Raw genomic sequence first — 17,945 nt, 5'->3', positions numbered from 1 at the left:
ATCAAATATTACGAAGGTGAGACTATGTTCCGTTTTGACAGGATTCAGCAGAAACTGCTGCTTGTTCTGTGCATCGCTTTTTTTGCTCTCTCAGGGTTTCTGATCTGTCGGGAGATTGGGCGCCGGAGCGTTTCCCCGGCAGCGGAGCCGTCCGGATGGGAAGAGACAGGTACGGACAGGCAGGAGCAGACTGTGACTTTGGAGGAAGATGAGCCGGAAGAATCCGGGAAGGCTGAAAAGCCCATAAAGGTTTACCTTACCGGACAGGTAAAGTCTCCCGGTGTGCTTACGCTTTCCGAAGGGGCCCGGGTGGAGGATGCCATTGAGCTGGCAGGAGGCACCCTGCCGGATGCCGACCTGGACCGCATCAATCTGGCCAGGAAGCTGAAGGATGAAGGAATGTATCATGTTCCTGCCGTGGGAGAGGAGATCTCTGACAATATGGACCCGGACGCTGCTTCCGCAATGGGCAGCGATGCAAAAGTCAACATCAATGAAGCCGACCAGGCACAGCTGGAAACCCTGAACGGGATCGGGCCGTCCAAAGCACAGAAAATCATTCAGTACCGGGAAGAGAATGGTGACTTTCAGTCCATTGAAGAGCTCATGAATGTTTCCGGCATTGGCGAGAAAACATTTGAGGGACTCAGGGAACAGATTGATGCCTAGAAGCCGGGCGGATCCGCGCAATCATGACGCATCCTCCCGGCGGCTGGATCGTATCATCTGGAATACGGAGACCGATGGAAAGAGAAAATTGATTTTGCCTGTTTAATATGATAAAATTGTTACAGAGCAGATTTGAAAGGATAAGGATGCCGCATGGGGAAAAGAATATTAATTGTGGATGATGAACCGGCCATTATAAAGGGACTGTCGTTCAGTCTGAAACAGGACGGATATGAGATTGATTCCGCTGCCGACGGAGAAGAAGCAGTTGAGAAATTCAACAGCAATCCCTATGACCTGATTATATTGGATGTAATGCTTCCCAGGCTGAACGGTCTGGAAGTTTTGGAGAGGATCCGGGAGCAGTCCCGGATACCGGTTATTATGCTGACCGCAAAGGGAGAAGACATGGACAAAATCCTGGGACTGGACTATGGTGCAGATGACTATATTACCAAGCCTTTCAATATTCTGGAACTGAAGGCTAGAATCAAGGCGGTTTTTCGCCGGTTAAACGGTGTAAGCGATGAGCAGGTCATACGGTTCAAGAATATGACCATCAATCTCTCCAGCCGAAGCGTCACCATTGATGGCAAGGACGTCAACCTGACGGCAAAGGAGTTTGATTTGCTTCAGCTTTTTGCCAGCCATCCCGGCAAGGTATACAGTCGTGAAAGTCTTCTGGAAATTGTATGGAAATATGATTACCTGGGAGATTTGCGTACGGTGGATGTTCATATACGGCGGCTTAGGGAGAAAATAGAAGAAAATCCAAGCCAACCCAATTTCATATTTACAAAATGGGGAGTTGGATATTATTTTGCGGATAAATAAGCATTTCTTTTCCAACCTTCGCTGGAAAATTGCCCTTACTTATTTACTGGTGATCGGGATTGGATTTTTCATGATTAATCTGTCCATTATGCAGAATTTACAAAAATATCTGATCAAGGACAGGAAAATTGATTATCAGAAATATTCCATACAGCTGGCACAGCTCATTGCAAACGATTATTACAACAAGGATCCCAATATTTTTTACCGGATACAGGACTTTGGTTATGAAGTGGTTCAGATGGAGGGAGAGTCCACCAGGATTCTCATTCTGAACCGTAATGGCATTGTGGAGCAGGATTCCTATCAAAGCACCAGTCTGCTGCGGCGGGATCTGACCCAGGACTATCCGGATGTTGTCAGCGTATTGAAGGGAAATTCCGTGCCTGCGAGGGATCTTTACATCAGGGCAGGCAATCCGCCGGAACGGAAAAGGATTCTGTATGCGTATGCCCCGATTACCCATTATACGGACGGAATTATTGGTATGGTATTTCTGTCCACGTCTCTGGACAGTGTGGAAACGGTTCTGGCGGATATCCGAAAAATCATTAGCCTTTATACCACTGCGATTACGATTTCCATTCTTTTGATCAGTTTTATTCTTTCCGGATTTATTACTCATCCCATCAAGGAAATGACTGCCAGTATTACCCGGATGAGCAAAGGTTATCTGAATCAGAAGGTGAGCATAACCGGCAGCAGGGAGTTCCGGCAGATGGGAGAAGCTTTTAACGTCATGAGCGAGAAGCTGGAACACGTGGATCGCGCCCGTAATGAATTTGTTTCCAATGCTTCTCATGAGCTGAAAACTCCGCTGAGCGCCATGAAGGTGCTGGCAGAATCGCTTCTGAGTATGGAGATGGATGATCCTGCCATTTACAGGGATTTTCTGACAGATATTAATTTTGAGATTGATCGGTTGAACGCCATCATTACCGATCTGCTTTCCATGGTCAATCTGGACCAGGATGTTAATGCGGTGGAGATCCGGAAGGAGCCGGTGGAGCTGACCAGCCTGGCGAAAAGGACCATCAGGGGTCTGAAGCTGCTGGCGGACCAAAAACAAATCCGTGTGGAAATGTTCAGCGAGGAAACGGTTACTGTAATGGGAGACGGCCTAAAGCTACAGCAGGTTCTGTCGAATATTATAGATAACGGTATAAAATATACACCGGAGGGAGGGCGGGTCACCGTCGAAGTTTACCGGACTCCGGATTATGCAGTGATGAAAGTGAGTGATACAGGGATTGGGATTCCCCAGGAGGATATGGCCCGTATTTTTGACCGGTTTTTCCGGGTGGACAAAGCCAGGTCCAGATCCACCGGCGGCACCGGTCTTGGACTATCCATTGCCAATCGTATTGTGATGATGCATCAGGGCTTTCTTCGGGTCAGCAGCGAAGAGGGGAAAGGAACGACATTTTATGTGGAATTGCCTTATGGCAACGTACCGGAGGTGTCCGATTGATATCTGTTCACGAATTTGTTAAGCTTGCTTAATTATTTTGTAAAACTATCTGGCTATAATGTTAGAATGGAAAGGCGGGTGGAGCTTATCAAAAAGCTGATTACCTGGATACTGGTTGTGTCCTGCCTGTTGGCAACAGCCGGTTGTTCCCATTTACCGTTTTCCAGAAACACAAAGGGTACAGGGGAAAAAGGAAATTCCGTAAAAGGACAGGGTGCGAAGACAAGCCCGATGCCGATCGATCCTTATGAACAGGCAAAGGAAGTAAAAATCACTCTGTATTTTAAACATGAGGTGGCTGATTTTCTGGTGCCGGAAGAAAGAACGGTTCTGCAGGATAAGCAATCTCCGGAACAGCTGGTTGTCGAAGAATTACTCAAGGGACCCAAAAAATTCGAAAGGCTTCTGGTCATGCCTCCGGAGACGAAAATCATTGATGTGACCAGAAAGGCGGACACTGTATTTGTCAATCTGACGGATGACTTTCAGAAACCGATTGATTTGTCCACTGTCCCGGGGAGGGAAGATACTTCCGGAGCGGATATTCCGAAGGTTCAGGCAAGATTGAAACGATTGGCCATTTATTCCATTGTAAACTCCCTGACCTATCTGAGCGGAGTAAATCATGTGCAGCTGATGGTTAACAACCGCCAGTTGACCTATCATGAAATGGGAGCGGAGCTTTTGATCGAGGATGGTTCGGAATTAAGCCCGGATTCTCCGATGGTTGCCATTGAAAGGGATAAAAGATGGAACCTTACGCCTGCCAGGACTGCAGGTCTGGTGTTGAATGCCTTAACGGCAGAGCCGGACTGGGACATCATATATATGTTCTTGTCCGACAAGACCATGGATGGTGACAATCTGCCTCCCCTGGATGAGTTCAAAAAGGAGATTCCCTCCATATCCGGCGGGATAATCGCTTTTGAAGACGATCCGGTACTGGATCAGGAATATTTGGGAGAAAAAGCACTGGTGAACGTGAAATATACCGATAAAACCGTAGATACCCTCAAGGAAGTGAACGAGGTGCTGACGGCGGACGATGTGGAAGGGATCTGGAAAATCCGGCTTCCGGCATTTATCAGCCGGCTCCGGCAATCAGGTACAAACAAGGCGAAGGATTGAAAGGAGGGAGATGGAAGTGAGGCATCTGAAAGTTCTGTGCTGCATGATTCTTGCGTTGTTCCTGGTGATGGCATCCTGTGAAAGGCAGTCAAGCCGCAGGGACAAGGATATTAGAAAGTTCAATGTTCTTTCCGAAAAGGAAATGAATGAGACCAAAGCGGCGAAAGATCCGTCAGGCGATGCATCCGGCATAAAAGATGCCACGGAAAGCAATGGCATGGATGAAAGCCTGTATCTGCAGCAACAACAGCAGCAGCAGAAGAAGCTGTGTCTTTACTTTTATGATGAAAAAGCCAATCAACTTTCTCCTGAGGTCCGGTCCGTATCCGGCTGGAACGAAAACGAGCTTCCCCGCAGTGTGATCAGGGAATTGATCCGGGGGCCCGGGACCAGCGGGTTGCGTCCGGTTCTCCCGCAGAATGTGGAGATAAACGATGTGGATTATACGGAAGATATTCTGTCTGTGGACTTGTCTTCCGAGTTTCTGAAGTCCGCGGATCCAATTGTCGCAAGAGCGGCACTGGTAAATTCCCTGCTGGATCTTGGCAAGTTCAAATATGTCAAATTGTACGTGGGCGGCAAGGAAATCACCACGCAAAACGGAGATAATGACGTTGTCCTCCTCGGGCTTCTTACCCAGTATCCCAACAGTGTTCCGGAGATGAAGGCATATGAGGCACAGAATACCGAGGGAAAGGATATCCATAAGACCAATCTGGAGTTATTCTTCCAGGATGAACGGGGAATGTATCTGCTGCCGGAAGCCCGGGCCATTACGGTAGCCGGGAAAAGTTATGCGGAAGCCATTGTAAGCGCACTGATCAAGGGACCGGTGGCTACGGATCAGGGATATTGTCCCACCTTGCCGAAAGGTACGACTTTGCAGAAAACGGGGGCTGTACAGCGGGAAGATGGTGTACAGGGGATTGCATTGTATTTTTCCAAAGAGTTCCGGGCGCAGTTTACCGGCGGTTCCACGCAGGAAACTGCCATGCTGGGTTCGCTCGTGTACAGCCTGACTTCCTTGCCTGATCTCAATTTTGTCAAGATCTATTATGAAAATGAGGCTGGCAGCTATATTGATGAACCGGTGCATGATGTATCCCTGAAGGAAGGGCTGACCAAGGAGGAATTTCCCAACAGGATCGGAAGAAGGGTCCGGATTTACTATGGAGATCCGGACAATATGCTTCTGGTGCCGGAGTATCGGGCTGTTTCCAAAAGCGAAAAGGACATTGCTGTACAGATATTGTCTGAATTGACCAGCGATCCCATGCATTCCGGTAATGTGAGGGTGATTCCGGAGGATGTCAGGCAGAAAGATATTAAGGTACAGGTTGAAAAAGGCCTGGCAATTGTCAATATCCCTTCTTCCTGTCTGAACAGGAAAACCGGCAGGGACAGTGACAAGGAGACGATCCGTGACTTATACGCCATTGTCAATTCCCTTACCGATCCCATGAACAGGTCCGACATCACACAGGTGCAGTTTACGGTGGATGGCAAGGCGGTGAAAAAGTATAAGGATATCTCGCTGAAGGATACTTTTTCCATGAATCCTGCATTGATAAAGGAAGGAAAGACACAATCCCAATAAGAGGGATACTCTTTCGGGTTGGAATAAAAGAAGCTGCCGGCTTTTCGGTGGTTTCTTTTGTTATTGATGAATTAATAATATTGTAAGGCTTTTTTAATACCTTTGTTTTCATATTCGTTCCTGAATGTGATATATTGACCATGGTGTCTGTATAATCATTTGGGAGGCAATCGCATGAAAAAGAAACATGTCCTGTGGATCCTGTTGGCTGTTGTGGTTTTGTTTACCGGTGGGACGGTTTATCAATCCTATCGGAAGAAATGGGCAGAAGAAAAGCGTATTGCACATATGAAGGAGACCGTGGAACACGATACTTTTTATGAGGGAACCTATCTGGACAATACGGCGCTGGGAGGTCTCACCCTGCCGGAAGCAAAGGAACAGTTTTCCCGAAAGGCCTCGGAGCGTCTTACAAATTATAGGGTGGAGCTGACCTGCCAGGACCGGAGCTGGGCATTCGGACAAACGGATATCAATGCCCGGCTCAATTGGGAAGATAAGCTGAATGAACTGTATCAGCTGGGCAGGAAAGGAAAGCTGGAGGAAAGGTACCGACAAGTGGAGAAAATCCGGAAGGAAGGGGTTCATGAGGAAACGGAACTGACCATGGATATTCCCCGGATTCACGATGCGGTCCTGTCCATCGCCAAAGAGCTGACCGTTGAGCCGGTAAATGCTGACATGCAGTTTACTCCCGAAAAGGAGAACCGGTTTTCCTTTACCTCTGAGAAATCCGGGCAAACGGTGGATGGAGAGGCTCTTTATCAGTCTGCCGGGCGCATCCTGCAGTCCGGCAAGCCTGACAAGGTTGCCATAGAGCCTGTCCCTGTGGAGCCTGCGGTACGGACAGCGGATCTTCAAAAGGCCACGCAGCGTATCGTGTCTTTCGGTACGGATCTGAAGAGCAGCAGTGCGAACCGCATTCATAATATCGAGCTATCGCTCAGCAAGCTGAACGGTCGGAAGGTAAATCCAGGTGAAGTGTTTTCCTTCAATAAATCCGTAGGACCAAGGACCAAAGCCAGGGGATTTCGAACCGCACCGGTTATTACAGCAGACAAGAGCATGAAAGATGATTTTGGAGGCGGGGTATGCCAGGCATCTTCCACCGTTTTTAATTCGGCTGCATTGGCCGGAATGGAAATTGTGGAGCGCTATCATCATTCCTTTCCGGTGTCCTATCTGCCGGCCGGCCGGGATGCAACGGTATCCTATGGATCGGCGGATTTCAAGTTCCGGAACAATCGGAAAACACCGGTCTTCTTTCATACTTACCGGAAGGGAAATCTGGTGTATGTTGATCTTTATGGAGAGCCGGTGCCGAATTCGGGAAGCTACAAGCTGGTTACGGATTTGCTGGAAACGATTCCGGCACCGGAGCCAAAAAAAGTATTGGACACAAAGGGCAAGTACGTTGCTGCCTCCGGTGGGCAGAAAGTACATGTAAAGTCCCGGACCGGCTATCGTCTGAATACGTATCGGGTGAAGTATGAAAACGGCAAACAGGTTTCCACAGAGCTTCTGTGCAGGAATTTTTATCAACCCATACAGGGAATAATATATTACCGTTAAACAGACGCTGTTCTCCGCGCTGTTTGGAAAGGAGAATTTGGATGGAACATACAATACAGGTGAACTGGAGTGGGAAGACCATCACAGTAAAAAAGGGAACGGTTCTCCGGGAGTTGCTTTCGGCTCCTTCGGATTCCAATTCCCCTCTGATCGTTGCAGCCAGGGTGGACAACCGGATCCGGGAACTGACCTATCCGTTGGAAATGGATTGCAGGGTGGAGCCGGTGGACTTGTCCATGAAGGATGGGGAACGCATTTATACCCGTAGCCTGACGTTTGTCTTTATCCGTGCCTGCAGGGAGGTGTTTCCGGACTGTACGGTTTCCGTCGAGCATTCCTTTGGCAACGGGCTTTACTGTGAAGTCCACGGCCGGATTACCCTTACGCCCAGACAGGTACATCGGATCGAACAGCAAATGAGAGAAATCATTGAACAGGATGAACCCTTTCAGAAGATAGAAGTCTCCAGGGAAGAGGCGGATGCAATTTACCGGAAAATGCGTTTTTCGGATAAGGCGGAAATCCTGAAATATCGTCCCGGGGATACCGTCGGTTTGTACCAGTGCAGCTGGATGATGGATTACCTGTATGGCTATATGGTGCCTTCTACAGGGTACCTGAAGCGTTTTGGCCTGAAGTTCTATCTTCCTGGTGTTATTCTGCAGTATCCTTCCAGGGAAAAGACAAACCGTTTACGGAATTTTCAGGACAACCCCAAATTGTTCAGGGTCTTCCGGCAGGCCGAAAAGTGGTCTGATTCCCTGGGAATACGGAATATAGCGGAACTGAACAATTGCATTGAAGAAGGAAGGGGGCGGGAGCTGATCCGGATTGGAGAAGCTCATCAGGAAAACCAGATTGCAGGGATGGCAGAAAGAATCGCCAGCCGGAAGGACGCGATCCGACTGATTCTGATTGCCGGTCCCTCCTCTTCCGGAAAGACAACATTTGCGCAGAGACTGAAAATACAGCTGATGGTGAGCGGTCTGCACCCCGTGCCAATATCCATGGATAATTACTTTCTGAATCGAAACCAGGTGCCTGTGGATGAAAATGGGAAGCAGGATCTGGAATCCATTGATGTGATTGACCTGGAATTGTTCAACGAACAGATGACACGGCTGATTCAGGGTCAGGAAGTGGAGCTTCCCCATTATAATTTCCTGACAGGAGAACGGGAATATATCGGAAACGTGATTCGTTTATCGGAAGATCAGCCTATTATTGTGGAAGGAATTCACGGCATGAATGAGAAGCTGACCGAAATGATACCGGGGGAGAACAAATTCAAAATCTATGTCAGTGCCCTGACCCAGCTGAATGTGGACAATCATAACCGGATTCCGACGACAGATGTACGGCTGATCCGAAGAATGGTGCGGGACTATCACTTTCGCAGCACTTCCGTGGAGGAAACCCTGGGAATGTGGTCTTCCGTCAGAAGGGGAGAGGAAAGAAACATATTTCCCTTTCAGGAATCGGCGGATATCATGTTCAATTCTGCCCTGCTCTATGAGCTGGCAGTGCTGAAGCCATACCTTCTGCCGCTGCTGGAAGGGGTGCCGGAGGAGCATCCTTTTTATATGGAAGTGAATCGGCTGAAGAACTTCCTGAAATATTTCTTAAGCCTTGATTCTTCTGAGGTTCCCAATAATTCAATACTCAGGGAATTCATAGGGGGAAGCTGTTTTGAAGAGGAAGTGACAGATGTTTTCTGAAATCAGGCCTTTACATATCCCTGTCTTTGTTATAAGATGGAACCTGCTATAACAGAGGGGAAATGCAGTCCTGTTTTGCCGGGACAGTGAGGGGTGTGAGATTGGTTTCTGATTTTTTAAAAGGCCTGGTCATCGGGATTGGTGCGATTGCACCGGGTGTCAGCGGGGGGACTCTTGCCATTTTGCTGGGTGTTTATGAAGAAATAACCGAAGCACTCGCCCATATCTTTACAGATTTCAAAAAGAAGGTTTTCAAATACGCTCCCATGGCATTGGGAATTGTTTTGGGAGTACTGGTCTTCAGTCGGGTCATTCACTATTTGTTTGAAAATTTTGAGATTCCGGTAAAATATCTTTTTATTGGTCTTATGATCGGAACCTTTCCGTCTTTGAAAAAGCAGGCCGACAAGCAGGGATTCCGCTATCGGTATTTGATAATCTTTATATTGTCGTTCGTGGTCACGCTTTTGCTTTCCAAAATGGAGGGCTCTGCAGTGAGGGCGGTTTCCCATGCCCGTCCCGGACTCCTGCATACGGCCCTTTATGGTGCCATAGTCGGACTGGGAACTTTGCTTCCCGGCATCAGCACCTCCTTTATTCTGATGTATCTGGGGGTATATCCGGTATTGCTGGAGGGGCTGTCCGGTCTGGATCTTTCTGTTCTGATCCCGGCAGGAATCGGAGCGGTGCTGAGCATCCTTGTGTTTGCCAAAATCATCAATTTATTGTTTCAGAAGGCATATGGATATACTTATTATGCCATATTCGGCTTTACCATTGGTTCGGTTTTTTCCATTTTTCCGGGCATTGGATGGAACTGGCGTTATCTTCTGTGTGTGCTGCTCCTCGTGATTGGCTGTGCCTTTTCTTATCGGCTGAGCAGCTACGAACCGGATAAACAGAGTAATAAATGATAAGTATAAAGGACAGGGCAGGGATACGGGATAAGTAACAGCAGAATTTGTCCGTGGACAGAAATTATGTTATACTTTCTTCGTAATCATTCAGGAAATAAACAGGAGATGTTACGATTGAAAATGATACAAAGAGTCCATTTGACTCTTATCGCTTTTATCTGTATCTTTTTGCTGGTATCCTGCGCCGGGTCAAAACAACAGGATGTCTTTACCGGTCCGGAAGTGAACCCATCCGCCACGGAGGATTCCGGGACCATCCGTCCGGAAACCCCGAAACCTTCCCCTGTGCCGAAGACAACCACTCTGGAGCTGCGGGCAGTGGGGGACATTATGATGCACGATCCACAGGTGGAAGCTGGTTTGCAGGCAGACGGCACCTATCACTTCAATCATTTCTTTGAAGATATCCAGCCTTATCTGAAAGGCGCCGATATTGTCATGGGCAATCTTGAGACAACTATCAGCAATGAAGAAAAAGGATACAGCGGATACCCCAATTTCCGGAGCCCTGCAGCTTTGATCGAGGCATTGAAGAATGCAGGATTCCAAATTCTTACGACTGCAAACAACCATGCTTTGGACGGCAGGGAGTTCGGCACCGTTCACACATTGGATACCCTGGATGGGTATGGCCTTCTTCATACCGGTACAGCACGGACTTCCGAAGAGCGGGACCGCATTCTCATGGTTGAGAAAAATAACATCAAAGTAGGGATTCTTGCTTATACCTATGGAACGAACGGTATGGAAGTTACCATTCCGGACGGGAAACTTCCATTTATGATAAATTATATTGACAGGGACAGAATTCGTGAGGACATTCACCGCGCCAGGGAGGAGGGTGCAGAGGTACTGATTACCTGTATCCACTGGGGAAAGGAATATGAAAGGAATCCAGGGGACTCCCAGAGGGAAATGGCGGATTTTCTCGCATCCCAGGGGGTGGATGTTATTTTCGGAAGTCATCCGCATGTTCTGCAGCCCATGGAGCGCAGGAAAGTCCGTCTGGAAGACGGTACGGAAAAAGAGGTATTTCTGATTTATTCCCTGGGAAACTTTATCTCCAATCAACGGGATCCCTATCGGGACAGCGGTGTGATTCTTGATCTGAAAATCAATAAGGATACCCGTACGGGGTCCATTCATCTGGGAGAAATTTCCTATACGCCGACTTGGGTTTACCGGTTCTCTCAGAACGGAAAGCCGGATTTCCGGGTGCTGCCAGTCGGTAAATTTATGAAGAACGGAGAGCTGAGTGGTACCGCAGAGGAGCGGATCCGTTCAGTGTGGAACGAAACGACCACCCATCTGGGACAGGACGGATTCCAGGTCAATGAATAAAACAATCCGGCAGAAATCTTCGTTCCCTGCAGGACAGAAAGAATTGAGGTGATTCCCGCGTGAGCCATTTTTTTGCCTATCTTTCCAGAATGAAGTTTATACAGCGCTGGGGCCTGATGCGCAACGTAAGCCGGGAAAACATTCAGGAGCACAGTTTGCAGGTCGCAATGATTGCCCATAACCTGGCGATTGTCCGAAACAGGTTCTACGGAGGAAGTGTGGATCCCCAGAGGGTCCTGCTTCTGGCTGTCTACCATGAAGCAAGTGAAGTGATTACCGGAGATCTGGCAACTCCCATAAAATATTTCAATCCCAAAATCAAAAAAGCCTATAAGGATATTGAAAAAGTGGCGAATAAAAGACTTCTGGCCATGCTGCCCGATGCTTTGCAGCCGGAGTATGAATCGGTGCTGTTTCCAATCCCGGAGGATGAGGATCATTGGAGGATTGTCAAGGAGGCGGACAAGCTCTGTGCTTATCTGAAATGCCTGGAAGAGCTGAAAGCCGGCAATAAGGAGTTTTCCAAGGCAGAACGGACCATTTGCCGGGAGTTGGAGCAGATGAAGGCGGAGCACCCGGAAGTGGCCTACTTTATGGAACAGTTTCTGCCCAGTTTTCAGCTCACCCTGGACGAATTGAACTGATCATCCCGGACCGCTTCATTGCGACGTAGAATGTAGAATGAAGAGAAAAATGAAGACAAAGGGAAAGAAAGCAAAAAAGAACAGGATCATGAAACAATAAAAAAGTGGGAAGGATACGGGAGGTTGTGGTATGAAAAAGCAGAGCATGATTGCATTTGACCTGGGTGCCGGCAGCGGCAGAGGCATGATAGGCCATTTCAACGGCAGCCGGCTTGAAATGGAGGAATGCCATCGTTTTTCCAATGATCCGGTGGAACTTACCGGTCACACCTACTGGGATATTCTTCGACTGTACCGGGAAATCTGCCAGGGACTGCTAAAATTCTCCAACCAGGAGGAAGACGGCATCGCATCTGTGGGCATTGATACCTGGGGAGTGGATTTTGGTTTGTTGGACCGTTCGGGACAGCTGATGGGCAATCCGTATCATTATCGTGATGTTCGTACGGACGGTATTCCTGAAAAAGCGTTTCAAAAGGTTTCCAAAGAGGAAATATATCAACGTACCGGCATTGCCTTTCAGCCTTTCAATACCTTGTATCAGCTCCTTTCTGTCCGGCTCTCCAATCCGGACCTTCTGGAGAAAGCATCTGCCATGCTTTTTATCCCCGATCTTCTCAGCTATTTCCTGACAGGAGAGAAGAAAACGGAGTTTACCGAAGCGACAACCAGCCAGCTTTTGGCTGCGGACAGCGGATATTGGGACAGGCAGCTGCTGAAGAAACTGGATATTCCGGATCACTATCTGACGGATCTGGATGTTCCGGGGACCAAACGGGGAAAGGTAAAAAAGGAAATTGCATCTCAGCTCGGGATCGGGGAGGTGCCGCTGATTGCGGTAGCCACACATGATACCGGCTCTGCGGTGGCGGCTGTCCCTGCTTCGGAAGGAAGCTATGCTTTTCTCAGCAGCGGGACCTGGTCCCTGATGGGAGTGGAAACAGGCCGGCCGATCATCAATGAAAACACGTTGAAATGGAATTACACCAACGAGGGATGCGTCGGCGGAAAATATCGTTTGCTGAAGAATATTATGGGCCTTTGGATCATACAGGAATGCAAAAGGGAATGGGATCGGAATGGGGAGCATTACAGTTTTGATGATATGGTACGTATGGCAGAGTCCGGCGCTCCGTTCCAGTCTGTGATCGATCCCGATGCAGGGCTGTTCTATTATGCCGGGGACATGCCTGAAAAGGTGCAGCGATACTGCCGCCGGACGGAGCAGCACGTACCGCAGGACAAGGGCGAAATCATCCGGTGTGTTTATGAAAGTCTTGCCCTGAAGTACAGATGGTCCTTTGAACGGCTGCAAGCCATACTTGGCAAATCACTGGACGCTCTGCATATCGTTGGCGGAGGTACCAGGAACCGGATGCTGAATCAGTTCACAGCTAATGCATTGAACAAACCGGTGCTTTGCGGGCCGACGGAAGCAACCGCCATTGGCAATCTGATGGTTCAGGCAATGGCGCTGGGTGAAGTCCGGAATCAGAATGAGATCCGTCAGGTTGTGAAGAAGTCTTTCCCGACGGAGAATTATCTTCCGGAAGCAACCGATGCCTGGGAAGAAGCGTACCATAAATTCTCAAAGCTGCTGCAGCAGGAGTCGGAAAGAAAGGATTCCTGAAAATTCCTTTGAAGGCAGTGCGGCAAGCTTTTAGCATTTATTTCACTGTTAAATTTCCGGTGCCTGGGGTACAATAGGTTCACAAGGGCTTGAGATGGTCACGACATCAGCTAATAATATTCGGGCGGGTTATTGTGTATCACCCTTCCATATTGACTTAGTTTCAGCTTTGTTTTACAGAATGGATCATTTTTTCGGGCCCTTTTTGGAGAGTCCCTCCCAGTGAGGGATTCTCCTTGATTTTTGGTATTTGATTGTTGACAAATCGCCGGCTTTCGGTTATAATAAATAAGTACCGGATGTGCGGAACACATTCGATATGGGATGGAGCATTAACTCAGCTGGCAGAGTGTCATCTTGACGTGGTGAAAGTCACAGGTTCGAGTCCTGTATGCTCCACCATACAATAGCGCGGGGTAGAGCAGCTGGTAGCTCGTCGGGCTCATAACCCGGAGGTCGTGGGTTCAAATCCCTCCCCCGCAACCAATTATTCATGGAAAGGTCAGTCCATACGGATTGACCTTTTTTCGCTGTTTATCTGATGAAATTTTGGTACTTGCATAATGGGGGACTCCATGAAAGGTCGCAGTATGCCTGGGCAAAGTCTGGCAGAACTATGAATTTTTTGATTTAAAGGATGAGTGGATATTGAACTATCCGAATATCGTACCGGGGATTTTCCTGTCCCGGCCCAATCGTTTCGTTGCCCGTGTAAGAATCAACGGCAGGGAGGAAACGGCTCATGTAAAGAATACGGGGCGATGCCGGGAGCTGCTGATCCCCGGCGCAGAAATTTATTTGCAGCATCATGATAATCCCCGGCGCAAGACCCGGTTTTCCCTGATTTCCGTAAAGAAGGGTGACAAGTTGATTAATATTGACAGCCAGGCACCCAATCAGGTGTTGAAGGAAGCACTGCAGGATGGAATTTATCTGCCGGGGCTGGCGCATCCGATTACCTGCATCCAGCCGGAGTCGGTATTTGGAAATTCCCGGTTTGATTTCTATGTGGAAGCCGGCAGGCAGAAGGTCTATATGGAAGCCAAGGGGGTCACACTGGAGCAGGATGGTGTCGCCATGTTTCCGGATGCTCCGACGGAGCGCGGAGTGAAGCATGTTCGTGAATTGACCCGGGCTGCACAAGAAAGTTTTACCGCATATGTTTTTTTTGTAATTCAAATGAAGGGTATATTCTGTATGATGCCAAATGACAGAATGCATGCTGCGTTTGGCAGCTCGCTGCGGGAGGCCAGGAAGGCCGGCGTTCATATTATAGCATATGATTGTATTGCCAAGCCGGAAAGTCTGTGCCTGGATCAGCCGGTTTCGGTCATTTTGTAGGAAGAAGTGCTTTTTTACACAGGATAGTTCTTGTTTCTATGCATTTTCATCTCATTATGCTATAATATGTTATGAGGAACTCAACGAGAATAAGGTGGTAAACTGCATGATGTATACGGAAACGGATTTTCTGGATGTCAGGAAACAGCTGAGGAAGATGATACTTATAACCGTGGCTCTGTCTCTTGTTTTTATTATGCCGGCAGTCGCTTTCATGTTGCGGCTGCCCCAATGGATTGGTGCCACATTTCTTACGGCGGGAGTCTGCCTGATTCTTTTCCTGTGGGGTGTTTTTGGCATCCCCATATATTATTATTATCATTTTATCAGGGATATATTTGAAGGACGGACACGGGAAGTAAAGGGCCTTGTCACAAAAGTGGAAGAAAAACCGGTTTATAAGGACAATCGGCTGCTTTATTATCAAATTTGGTTCAGGGATAACGAGGACAAAAAAGAAAGAATTCTGTTATTTGACGAAAACAAGGGCAAGCCGCCTGTACAGGCGGGGAAGCAATATTCTTTCCGGACCCATGAGAGCTTTATTACTCAGATTTCGGAGAATTAGCGGACCATTTATTCTGTCCAAGTATTTTTCCATTCTGACTGATGTAGACCGTGGTACATTCTTCACAGGGATTTTCCCGATCTTCACCGCGGTATAATCGAACCTCCAGATAGTCTCCGGGGTAGGATATGGGCTTTCCATCGGTTACAGGAAGCTGAACGGCTGTTTTCTGCCTTTTGTGGAACTCAATATAGGTTTCCTGGAAGGAGACAGTTTCTCCTAGCTCTTTCAGATAGTTTGCAGCCAGATTGATCGCCTTCAGATCGTCCATCTGCTTCAGGAAGGAGCTTCCCGCATAGGCTGCATGGTCCGATTCTGAAGATTCGCTTTTCACTTCACAGGCCGGGCGGCCCTTTTGAGAATCCGGGGTTTCTGTTTTCTTATTGCAGGAGCTTGCCAACAGCATGGAACCGACCAGGAACAGTACTGTGATGCCTTTTTTTTTCATCGTTGTCTATCCAGTCCCTTCTTTTCCTGTCTTTTTATGGCTCCCTTTATATATATGCATCTGCCTGCCCTTGTCATGCCATATCCAACGGCTGATTGTTGTTTTTCCTTTTGCCGGGCAGGAAATTCCGGTCATTTTGTAGAAGACAAACTTAATCAGTTAATCAGGGAAAGTTAATCAAGGGAAGGCAAGGAAGGGAGGAACGGGTTTATCCCGCAGAAGATGAGCAAAGAAAAGAAGTTACCAAAAAGATCAGAGATACCTGACAAATGGAAATGGAAGCTGGAGGATCTTTATCCATCCGATGAGGCATGGGAACAGGATTATCAACGGATCAGGGAGGCAATTCCCGATATTCAAGCAGCCAGGGGAACATTGTGTCAGTCTGCCGAACAATTTCTGAAAGGTTTGAATGTGTATTTTGAATGGGTGGAGAAGGCGGAACACCTGTTTGTTTATGCCAGTATGAAAAGAGATGAAGATAACGGTAATGCCGAGTCCCAGGCATTGCTGGACCGGGCACGGGAAGTCCTGACAGCGGGGGAAAGTGCCGCATCTTTCCTGGTACCGGAGATATTGTCCATTTCCAGGGATACTCTCAGGGACTTCATGGAGTCCTGTGAAGGCCTGAAGGTTTATGATCAGTACCTGGACGAAATCACCCGCCGGAAGGAGCACTACCTGTCTGACAGAGAGGAGGAAATCCTTGCCATGGCCGGTGAGATGGCTGCAGCTCCCAGAAACATATTCAGCATGATCAACAATGCAGATATTCGCTTCCCTGAAGTGCACGACGTGAATGGGGAAAAGATTGAGTTGACAAAGGGAAGATACACGCAGCTGATGGGAAACCGGGACAGGGCAGTCCGAAAGGAAGCTTTCCATGCCTTTTATGCGACTTATGCAGAGCAGAAAAATGCCATTTCTGCTGCATTGAATGCCAGTGTGAAAAAGGATATTTTTTTCAGTAAAGTACGGCACTACCCCTCGGACCTGGAAGCCTCCCTGGATGAGGACAATGTTCCGAAATCCGTGTATGATAATCTGATCGGAGCAGTGGGGCAGAATCTGGACGCAATGTACCGGTATGTTGACTTGAAAAAACATGCTTTACAGGTGGATGAATTGCATATGTATGATGTCTATGCCCCCATTGTAAAGGATGTGGACTGGAATATCTCCTATGACCGCGCGAAGGAAATCGTGGCGGAGGGATTGGGGCCTTTGGGTGCCGATTATCAGAAGATCCTGCAGAAAGGCTTTGCCGGCGGATGGATTGATGTGATGGAGAATGAAGGCAAGACAAGTGGCGGATATTCACAGGGAGTCTATGGCGTGCATCCCTATATCCTGCTCAATTACCAGGGAAATATCGCCAGTGTGTTTACCCTGGCCCATGAAATGGGACATTCCATTCATAGCTATCTGTCCGGTAAAAATCAACCCTTTGCCAAAGCTGAGTACCGGATATTCGTAGCCGAGGTGGCTTCCACTCTCAATGAGATTCTTCTTACAGAGCATCTTCTGCATACGTTGGAGGATCCGAAACAAAAAGCATACGTTCTGAATTATTATCTGGAGCAGTTCCGTACCACGGTATACCGGCAGACCATGTTTGCAGAGTTTGAGAAAAGCATTCACAATATGGCAGAAAGCGGTCAGCCGCTCACATGTGAGAGTATGTCTTCCGTCTATCGGGATCTCAATATCCGGTACTATGGCAAGGGAATGCATGTGGACGAGGAAATCAGCATGGAATGGATGCGGATTCCTCATTTCTACCGGACCTTCTATGTTTATAAATACTCCACCGGCTTCTGCGCTGCAGCAGCTCTCGCAAGCCAGATTCTTCAGGAAGGGAAACCGGCAGTGGAGCGTTATCTTCGGTTCCTGTCTTCCGGTGGTTCCGATTATCCCATCAATCTCCTGAAAAAGGCCGGTGTGGATATGACATCCACCGATCCGGTAAATACGGCTTTAAAAAGCTTCTCCAAAATGATCGGACAATTGGATGAACTTCTCTGACATACTGGTTCCTTCCTATGGAAGGGGAGTAGTATGATTATG

General features: G+C 48.1%; 15 protein-coding genes and 2 tRNA genes. 16 read left to right on the top strand and 1 reads right to left on the bottom strand.

Going from position 1 to position 17,945, the window contains the following annotated elements; translation table 11 throughout:
* Positions 1-24: 24 nt before the first annotated feature.
* From QBE55_13355 to QBE55_13285, 15 genes are all read left to right on the top strand, one after another.
* A complete protein-coding gene (locus QBE55_13355; protein ID WZL78472.1) occupies positions 25-669 on the top strand; it encodes a helix-hairpin-helix domain-containing protein in 645 nt (214 codons plus the stop codon).
* 153 nt (positions 670-822) lie between these two features.
* Entirely contained in the window at positions 823-1,503 is a 681-nt protein-coding gene (locus QBE55_13350) for a response regulator transcription factor (GenBank protein ID WZL78471.1), read from the top strand.
* On the top strand, positions 1,490-2,974 hold the full coding sequence (locus QBE55_13345; GenBank protein ID WZL78470.1) for a HAMP domain-containing sensor histidine kinase: 1,485 nt from the start codon (positions 1,490-1,492) through the stop codon (positions 2,972-2,974). Before QBE55_13350 ends, QBE55_13345 begins: the two co-directional genes overlap by 14 nt.
* A 78-nt stretch (positions 2,975-3,052) precedes the next feature.
* Entirely contained in the window at positions 3,053-4,102 is a 1,050-nt protein-coding gene (locus tag QBE55_13340; protein ID WZL78469.1) for a GerMN domain-containing protein, read from the top strand.
* Positions 4,103-4,118: 16 nt separating this feature from the next.
* Entirely contained in the window at positions 4,119-5,699 is a 1,581-nt protein-coding gene (locus tag QBE55_13335; GenBank protein ID WZL78468.1) for a GerMN domain-containing protein, read from the top strand.
* Between the two features lie 174 nt (positions 5,700-5,873).
* Positions 5,874-7,271 carry a VanW family protein gene (locus QBE55_13330; protein WZL78467.1) on the top strand — a complete coding sequence of 466 codons (1,398 nt, stop codon included), beginning with the start codon at positions 5,874-5,876 and terminating at the stop codon, positions 7,269-7,271.
* Between the two features lie 41 nt (positions 7,272-7,312).
* A complete protein-coding gene (locus QBE55_13325) occupies positions 7,313-8,989 on the top strand; it encodes a nucleoside kinase (protein WZL78466.1) in 1,677 nt (558 codons plus the stop codon).
* A 101-nt stretch (positions 8,990-9,090) separates the two neighbouring features.
* Positions 9,091-9,903 (top strand): DUF368 domain-containing protein, encoded by an 813-nt coding sequence (locus tag QBE55_13320; protein WZL78465.1) that lies wholly within the window; start codon positions 9,091-9,093, stop codon positions 9,901-9,903.
* A gap of 123 nt (positions 9,904-10,026) precedes the next feature.
* Positions 10,027-11,247, top strand: coding sequence for a CapA family protein (locus tag QBE55_13315; GenBank protein ID WZL79952.1), 1,221 nt, complete (start codon positions 10,027-10,029; stop codon positions 11,245-11,247).
* A gap of 89 nt (positions 11,248-11,336) precedes the next feature.
* A complete protein-coding gene (gene yfbR / locus QBE55_13310) occupies positions 11,337-11,891 on the top strand; it encodes a 5'-deoxynucleotidase (GenBank protein ID WZL79951.1) in 555 nt (184 codons plus the stop codon).
* Between the two features lie 130 nt (positions 11,892-12,021).
* Positions 12,022-13,521 carry a rhamnulokinase gene (gene rhaB / locus QBE55_13305; protein ID WZL78464.1) on the top strand — a complete coding sequence of 500 codons (1,500 nt, stop codon included), beginning with the start codon at positions 12,022-12,024 and terminating at the stop codon, positions 13,519-13,521.
* 326 nt (positions 13,522-13,847) lie between these two features.
* Positions 13,848-13,923 (top strand) — tRNA-Val (locus QBE55_13300).
* Positions 13,924-13,931: 8 nt separating this feature from the next.
* A tRNA-Met gene (locus QBE55_13295) sits at positions 13,932-14,007 on the top strand.
* A gap of 162 nt (positions 14,008-14,169) precedes the next feature.
* Positions 14,170-14,862 carry a DNA/RNA nuclease SfsA gene (sfsA, locus tag QBE55_13290; protein WZL78463.1) on the top strand — a complete coding sequence of 231 codons (693 nt, stop codon included), beginning with the start codon at positions 14,170-14,172 and terminating at the stop codon, positions 14,860-14,862.
* 106 nt (positions 14,863-14,968) lie between these two features.
* Positions 14,969-15,430 (top strand): hypothetical protein, encoded by a 462-nt coding sequence (locus tag QBE55_13285; GenBank protein ID WZL78462.1) that lies wholly within the window; start codon positions 14,969-14,971, stop codon positions 15,428-15,430.
* Here the strand turns inward: QBE55_13285 and QBE55_13280 are convergent.
* Positions 15,408-15,878 carry a hypothetical protein gene (locus QBE55_13280; protein ID WZL78461.1) on the bottom strand — a complete coding sequence of 157 codons (471 nt, stop codon included), beginning with the start codon at positions 15,876-15,878 and terminating at the stop codon, positions 15,408-15,410. The genes QBE55_13285 and QBE55_13280 overlap by 23 nt on opposite strands.
* 222 nt (positions 15,879-16,100) lie before the next feature.
* Between QBE55_13280 and pepF the strand changes: the two genes are divergently transcribed.
* On the top strand, positions 16,101-17,903 hold the full coding sequence (pepF, locus tag QBE55_13275; protein WZL78460.1) for an oligoendopeptidase F: 1,803 nt from the start codon (positions 16,101-16,103) through the stop codon (positions 17,901-17,903).
* Positions 17,904-17,945: the final 42 nt, after the last annotated feature.

It is taken from the genome of Eubacteriales bacterium mix99 (assembly GCA_038396605.1).
Taxonomy (GTDB): Bacteria; Bacillota; Clostridia; order Caldicoprobacterales; family DTU083; genus UBA4874.
This window is presented reverse-complemented; position numbering and strand designations above follow the sequence as displayed.